The organism is Streptomyces sp. CO7, assembly GCF_053474865.1.
Genome location: NZ_JBRIOU010000003.1, coordinates 328009 through 333841, shown reverse-complemented (window position 1 = coordinate 333841; position 5833 = coordinate 328009). Strand labels below are relative to the sequence as shown.

General features: G+C 72.7%; 5 protein-coding genes. 2 read left to right on the top strand and 3 right to left on the bottom strand.

Features of this window, described 5'->3' with window-relative positions:
* Positions 1-88 precede the first annotated feature (88 nt).
* Genes ACOV8S_RS11430 through rsmH form a run of 3 tightly spaced genes read right to left on the bottom strand, consistent with a single transcriptional unit; the run spans position 89 to position 3628 of the window.
* Positions 89-2071 (bottom strand): peptidoglycan D,D-transpeptidase FtsI family protein, encoded by a 1983-nt coding sequence (locus ACOV8S_RS11430; RefSeq protein ID WP_448317668.1) that lies wholly within the window; start codon positions 2069-2071, stop codon positions 89-91.
* Positions 2068-2637, bottom strand: coding sequence for a septum formation initiator (locus ACOV8S_RS11425; RefSeq protein ID WP_448317667.1), 570 nt, complete (start codon positions 2635-2637; stop codon positions 2068-2070). The genes ACOV8S_RS11430 and ACOV8S_RS11425 overlap by 4 nt, the downstream gene beginning before the upstream one ends.
* A 25-nt stretch (positions 2638-2662) precedes the next feature.
* Entirely contained in the window at positions 2663-3628 is a 966-nt protein-coding gene (rsmH, locus tag ACOV8S_RS11420; protein ID WP_448317666.1) for a 16S rRNA (cytosine(1402)-N(4))-methyltransferase RsmH, read from the bottom strand.
* A 428-nt stretch (positions 3629-4056) separates the two neighbouring features.
* Here rsmH and ACOV8S_RS11415 point away from each other — a divergent pair, with 428 nt between their 5' ends.
* A complete protein-coding gene (locus ACOV8S_RS11415) occupies positions 4057-4608 on the top strand; it encodes a beta-class carbonic anhydrase (RefSeq protein WP_448317665.1) in 552 nt (183 codons plus the stop codon).
* A gap of 280 nt (positions 4609-4888) precedes the next feature.
* Positions 4889-5833 (top strand): AAA family ATPase (locus tag ACOV8S_RS11410; RefSeq protein ID WP_448317664.1); only part of this gene is annotated, 945 nt, incomplete at its 3' end.

The following is a 5833-nucleotide window of genomic DNA, read 5'->3' as shown; positions in this document are numbered from 1 at the left end:
GGATCCGTCGGCGGGGCCGGGACCGGAGGTGATCGTCGTCACGGGCGTTCCTGCTGTTCTGGGTCGTGCTGACGGTGTGCGGCGAAGCTCAGGGCTTGAAGGTGACGGACAGTCGGGCGGGTTCCTTCCCGGTGGGCGGGACCTGGAGGGTCTTCAGGGCGAACTCCATGACCTGCTTGTACACGGGGCCGCAGATCTGTCCGCCGAAGTGGCTGCCCTCGGTGGGGTTCTGGATGACGCAGTAGACGGTCACCCTCGGCTTGTCGGCGGGGGCGAACCCGGCGAAGGAGGAGGTGTAGCCGCTGTACTTGCCGGTCCGGGGATCCACCCGGTTGGCGGTGCCGGTCTTGCCCGCCACCCGGTAGCCGGGGATGCGGGCCCTGGTGCCGGTGCCCTCCTCGTCGTCGACCACCGACTCCAGCATCCGGGCGAGGGTCCTGGCCGTCTTCTCGCTGACCACGCGGGTCTTGCGCGGTTCCTCCGCGGGGGTGAAGCCGCCGTCCGGGCCGCGGGTGCCGCGGACCAGGGTGGGCTGCACCCGCACCCCGTCGTTGGCGACCGTGGAGTAGACGGAGGCCGCCTGCAGGGCGTTGACGGACACGCCCTGGCCGAAGGGGATCGTGTACTGCTGCGAGGTGGACCAGTCCTCGGGCGGGGCGAGGATGCCGGAGGTGGCGCCGGGCAGGCCGAGACCGGTCGGCTGGCCGAGACCGAACTTGCGCAGGTAGGAGTGGAGGACCTGGTTGGCCTCCTTCTGCGTGTCGCCGAGCTGGCCGGTGGCCATGATGGTGCCGATGTTGCTGGACTTGGCGAGCACGCCGTTGAGCGTGAGGTGCCAGGTCTCGTGGTCGATGTCGTCGCGGAAGAGCCGGTCGCCGCGGTGCAGCCGGTTGGGGACCGTGACGTGGGTGCCCGGGGTGGCCACGCCCTCGTCGAGCACCGCGGCCATGGAGATCACCTTGGCGGTGGAGCCGGGTTCGAAGGCGTCCTCCACGGCGGCGTTGCGCAGGGCCTCGGGGTCGGCCTTCGAGAGGTCGTTGGGGTCGAAGCCGGGAGCGTTGGCCATGGCCAGGATCTCGCCGGTGCGGGTGTCCTGGACGATGACGTAGCCGCGGTCGGCCTTCGAGGCGGCCACCTGGTCGCCGATGGCCTTCTGGGCCGCCCACTGGATGTCGCGGTCGAGGGTGAGTTCGACGGTGGAGCCGGGCACGGCGGGCTTCTCGCTCCCTCCGGCGGTGGGCACCTGCCGTCCGCCGGACTGCGCGTAGCGGATCTTCCCGTCCCGGCCGGCCAGGCTCTCCTGCAGCTGCCGCTCGATGCCGCCGCCGCCCGAGCCGTCGGCGCCGACCCAGCCCAGCACCGAGGCGGCCAGGTCGCCGTTGGGGTAGACGCGCTTGCTGCTGGGCGCGGAGAAGACGCCGGCCAGCACGTTGACCACGCCGGAGTCCTCGCCCTCCTGGCGGGTGAGTTCGGCCTTGAGGTCGGCGATCTGCTGCCACTCCTGCGGGGTGCGGCGGCGGGCGAGGAGCACGTACATGGTGTTCTTCGTCCGCAGCTTGCGGGCGAACTCCGCCTGCTCCTGGTCGTCGGCCTCGAGCACCTGGGCCAGCAGTTCGGCGGCCCGCTCGGGCGCGTCGTCGATGCCGGTGGCCTTGCGGGTGAACATCGTCGGGTCGGCGGTGATGTCGTCGGCGTCGACGCTGCTGGCCAGGGCGACGCCGTTGCGGTCGGTGATGTCGCCGCGCTGCGCCTCGACCTTCTGGTCGACGTAGCGGTTCTGCTGGGCCTTGGCCGTGTAGGTGCTCGCGTCCACCGCCTGGACCTGGAGCAGCCGCACCAGGAAGGCGGACAGCACCAGCGTCAGGGCGAGGCCGATCAGGCGGAGCCGGGGGCGCGGGCTGCCGAGCCGCAGCGGCTTGGGGCCGGACGGGCGGCGCGGCGGCGTGGGCCGCCCTCCTCGGCCGCCGCCGGAGGCGGACGGGCGGCGGCCGGCCGACCCGGTGGACCGGGCCTGCCGGCCGGGTGCGGGGACGCGGCGTCGCTGGGCTTGCCTGTCGGGCACTTCCGTCACCTGCCGGGGGTCGGAGAACTCGGTGCGCTGGAGGCGGCGTCCGGGGAGGACGTGGCCGCCCCCGCCGCGGGTCCCGGCGCGGTGGGGGACGCCGGGCCGGAGGCCTTCGGTTCCCCGCTGCCGGTGGGGGATGCCTGGCCGGGTCCTGCGGCCGCCGTCGCCGAGGGGGACGGCGAGGTCGGCGCGGGCGGCGAGGGGACGCCGGTGGCGGCCTGCGGCCTGCCGCGGACGGTGCCGTCGGGCTGCAGGAAGGCGGGGTCGCCGCCGGGGACCATGCCGAGCTCCTGGGCGCGGCGGGCCAGCGCGTCGGGCGCCGCGTAGGCGTCCACGTCGCGCTGCAGCGCCTGCTCGTCGTCGGTCAGGGTCTTGGTCTCGCGGCGCAGGTCGGAGAGGCGGAACGAGCCCTCGCTGAGCGCCGAGTTGAGCAGCAGCAGGGTGATCAGCCCGCCGCCCAGCAGGGCGACCACCAGCAGCACGAACGGCGTGCGGGCGGCCTGGCTGCCGCGGGTGGGCAGCAGCGCCGCCAGCCGTGCCGCGCGGCCCCGCAGCGGTGGTTTCCCGCTCATCCGTCCTCCCCTTGCCCCTCGGCGGTCATCGGACGTCCTCCCTGACGCGCTCCGCCCCGCGGAACCGGGCCGGGGCGGCCCGCCGGTTCTCGGCGATCTCCTCCTCGGTGGGCAGCTCGGCCCCACGGGTGAGCAGCTTCAGCCGGGGCTGGTACTCCTCGGGGACGATCGGCAGTCCGGGCGGCGCCGTGGTGGCCGCGCCGGCCGCGAAGACCTGCTTGACCAGCCGGTCCTCCAGCGAGTGGTACGACAGCACGCCGATCCGGCCGCCGACGGCGAGGGCCTTCACCGCGGCGGGGATCGCCCGCTCCAGGACGCTCAACTCGCCGTTGACCTCGATGCGCAGGGCCTGGAAGGTGCGCTTGGCGGGGTTGCCGCCGGTGCGCTTGGCGGCCTGCGGCAGGGCGTCGCGGATCAGCTGCACCAGCCGGGCGCTGTTGGTGAACGGCTCCTTCTCGCGCTCGCGCACCACGGCGGAGACGATCCGCTTGGCCTGCTTCTCCTCGCCGTACGCGCGCAGGATCCGCACCAGTTCGCCCGGCGGATAGGTGTTGAGGACCTCGGCGGCGCTGATGCCCGTGGTCTGGTCCATGCGCATGTCCAGCGGGGCGTCCTGCGCGTAGGCGAAGCCCCGGTCGGCCTCGTCCAGCTGCATGGAGGAGACGCCGAGGTCGAAGAGGACGCCCTGGACGCCGTGCGCGCGGGGGATGCCGAGGCGGTCGAGGACCTCGGGGAGCTCGTCGTAGACGGCGTGCACCAGGGTGGCCCGGTCGCCGAAGGGGGCGAGCCGCTCGCCGGACAGGCGCAGCGCCTCCTTGTCGCGGTCGAGGCCGATCAGCCGGACCTCGGGGAACCGGCTGAGCATGGCTTCGCTGTGCCCGCCGAGGCCGAGGGTGCAGTCGACCACGACCGCTCCCGGCCGCTCCAGCGCGGGCGCCAGGAGATCCAGGCACCGCCGGAGCATCACAGGGACATGTCGGCTCTCGCTCAAGGGGCCCTCTCAGGTCCGCGTGGCGATACGCACAACCGGGTCACCACCCGCTCGCGGAGGGGAGGCCCGCCGGCGCCAGGAGCGTCGGCCGGCCAGGAGCGGGAGGAGGCCGAGCCGCACGTACGCGCCGCGCACGTGGGGAGATCCCGGGCGTCCTCGGCCCGGGTGCTCCGGAATTCGGTCCAGCGGGGAGGGCATAGCGTGTCTCGCCTCCCGCTTCGCGTCACTTTAGTCCACCCTGTCTGCCGGTCAATCAACTGCCCTGCGCGTCGTCCCGCCCGGGGGCGGTGCCGCCCCCGCCCTACAGGAATCACCCGTGCGGCGCAGTGCACTCCACCCTTGTGGGTTACCTCACACAGAAGATCGACGGTTCCGTTTGTCCCCTTCCGCAAGTGTCGGGGCGGGAAGCGGCCAGTAACGTCTTCCTCATGTCGACTTCTGCTTCTGCCGGCTCCGCCGCGCCCTCCCCCGGCGCCGACACCACCGGCTCCGTGACCGACCGCCTGGTCCAGGCGAACCAGGACTACGCCGCGGCCTTCACCGACCCCGGCATGGACGCCCGTCCGGTGCTGCGCGTGGCGGTCGTCGCCTGCATGGACGCGCGCCTCGACCTGCACGCGGCGCTCGGTCTCGATCTGGGCGACTGCCACACCGTGCGCAACGCGGGCGGCGTGGTCACCGACGACGTGATCCGCTCCCTGACCATCAGCCAGCGCGCCCTGGGCACCCGCAGCGTCGTGCTGATCCACCACACCGGCTGCGGCCTGGAGTCCCTCACCGAGGAGTTCCGGCACGAGCTGGAGATGGAGGTCGGCCAGCGTCCGACCTGGGCGGTGGAGGGTTTCCGCGACGTCGACCAGGACGTGCGGCAGTCCATGCAGAAGGTGCGCACCTCGCCGTTCCTGCTCCACACCGACGACGTCCGCGGTTTCGTCTTCGACGTGAAGACGGGTCTGCTGCGGGAGATCGACGCCTCCTGACGGCCCGGGCGGGCGCCCTGTCCGCTGCGTGCCCCCGTGTCACCTCAGGTTCTCTCAGGCGCCCGGTCCGGGATTCTTCCCGGGCCGGGCGTTCGGCGTCCCCCGTACGGGTGGCAAACCCTGCGAAAGTCGCCCTAGTTGTCCACAGGGCTCCGCTGGTCCGGACCGGTCTTGTCCACACGTCCTGACAGGCAGGACCCCGGCGAACAAGAATGCGGACGGGGGCACGCGAACACGCCGTTGCTCAGGGGACACGACATTGGGGCCGAAGGGGGCCGGGGTGACGACCTATGACGACCGAGGGAACCTTTCCGATCTGACCGCGACGACGGAGCGGATTCGCGGCGCGGTCGAGCAGGTGATCGAGGGCAAACCGGAAGTCGTGCGGCTGGCGCTGACGGTGCTGCTCGCCGAGGGACATCTGCTGATCGAGGACGTGCCGGGCGTCGGCAAGACGATGCTCGCCAAGGCGCTGGCCCGTTCGGTGGACTGCTCGGTGCGGCGCATCCAGTTCACCCCGGACCTGCTGCCGTCGGACATCACCGGCGTCTCCATCTGGGACCAGCAGCGGCGGGACTTCGAGTTCAAGCCGGGCGCGATCTTCTCCCAGATGGTGATCGGCGACGAGATCAACCGCGCCTCTCCCAAGACGCAGTCGGCGCTGCTGGAGTCGATGGAGGAGCGGCAGGTCACCATCGACGGCCAGACCTATCCGCTGCCCAGCCCGTTCATGGTGGTGGCCACCCAGAACCCGGTCGAGATGGAGGGCACCTATCCCCTGCCGGAGGCGCAGCGGGACCGGTTCATGGCCCGCGTCTCCATCGGCTACCCGAGCGCGGAGGCCGAACTGCGGATGCTGGACGTGCACGGCGGGGCGCCCCCGCTGGAGGACCTGCAGCCGGTGGCGCACGCGCACGACATCGTGAAGCTGATCGAGGCGGTCCGCGAGGTGCACGTCTCGGAGGCGGTCCGCCGGTACGCGGTGCAGCTGGTCGCGGCCACCCGCGTCCACCGGGACCTGAGACTGGGCGCCTCGCCGCGCGCCACGCTGCACCTGCTGCGTGCGTCGAAGGCCGCGGCGGCGCTGGCCGGGCGGGAGTTCGCGCTCCCGGACGACGTGCAGGCGCTGACCGAGGCGGTGCTGGCCCACCGTCTGCTGCCGAACGCCCAGGCCCAGCTGGCCGGGCGGACGGCTGAGACGGTGGTGCGGGAGATCCTGGTGCAG

Excerpts from the sequence above, each read along its gene's own strand:
- ACOV8S_RS11425 (WP_448317667.1), bottom strand. The coding sequence starts at position 2,637 with ATGAGCGGGAAACCACCGCTGCGGGGCCGCGCGGCACGGCTGGCGGCG.
- ACOV8S_RS11415 (WP_448317665.1), top strand. The coding sequence starts at position 4,057 with ATGTCGACTTCTGCTTCTGCCGGCTCCGCCGCGCCCTCCCCCGGCGCC.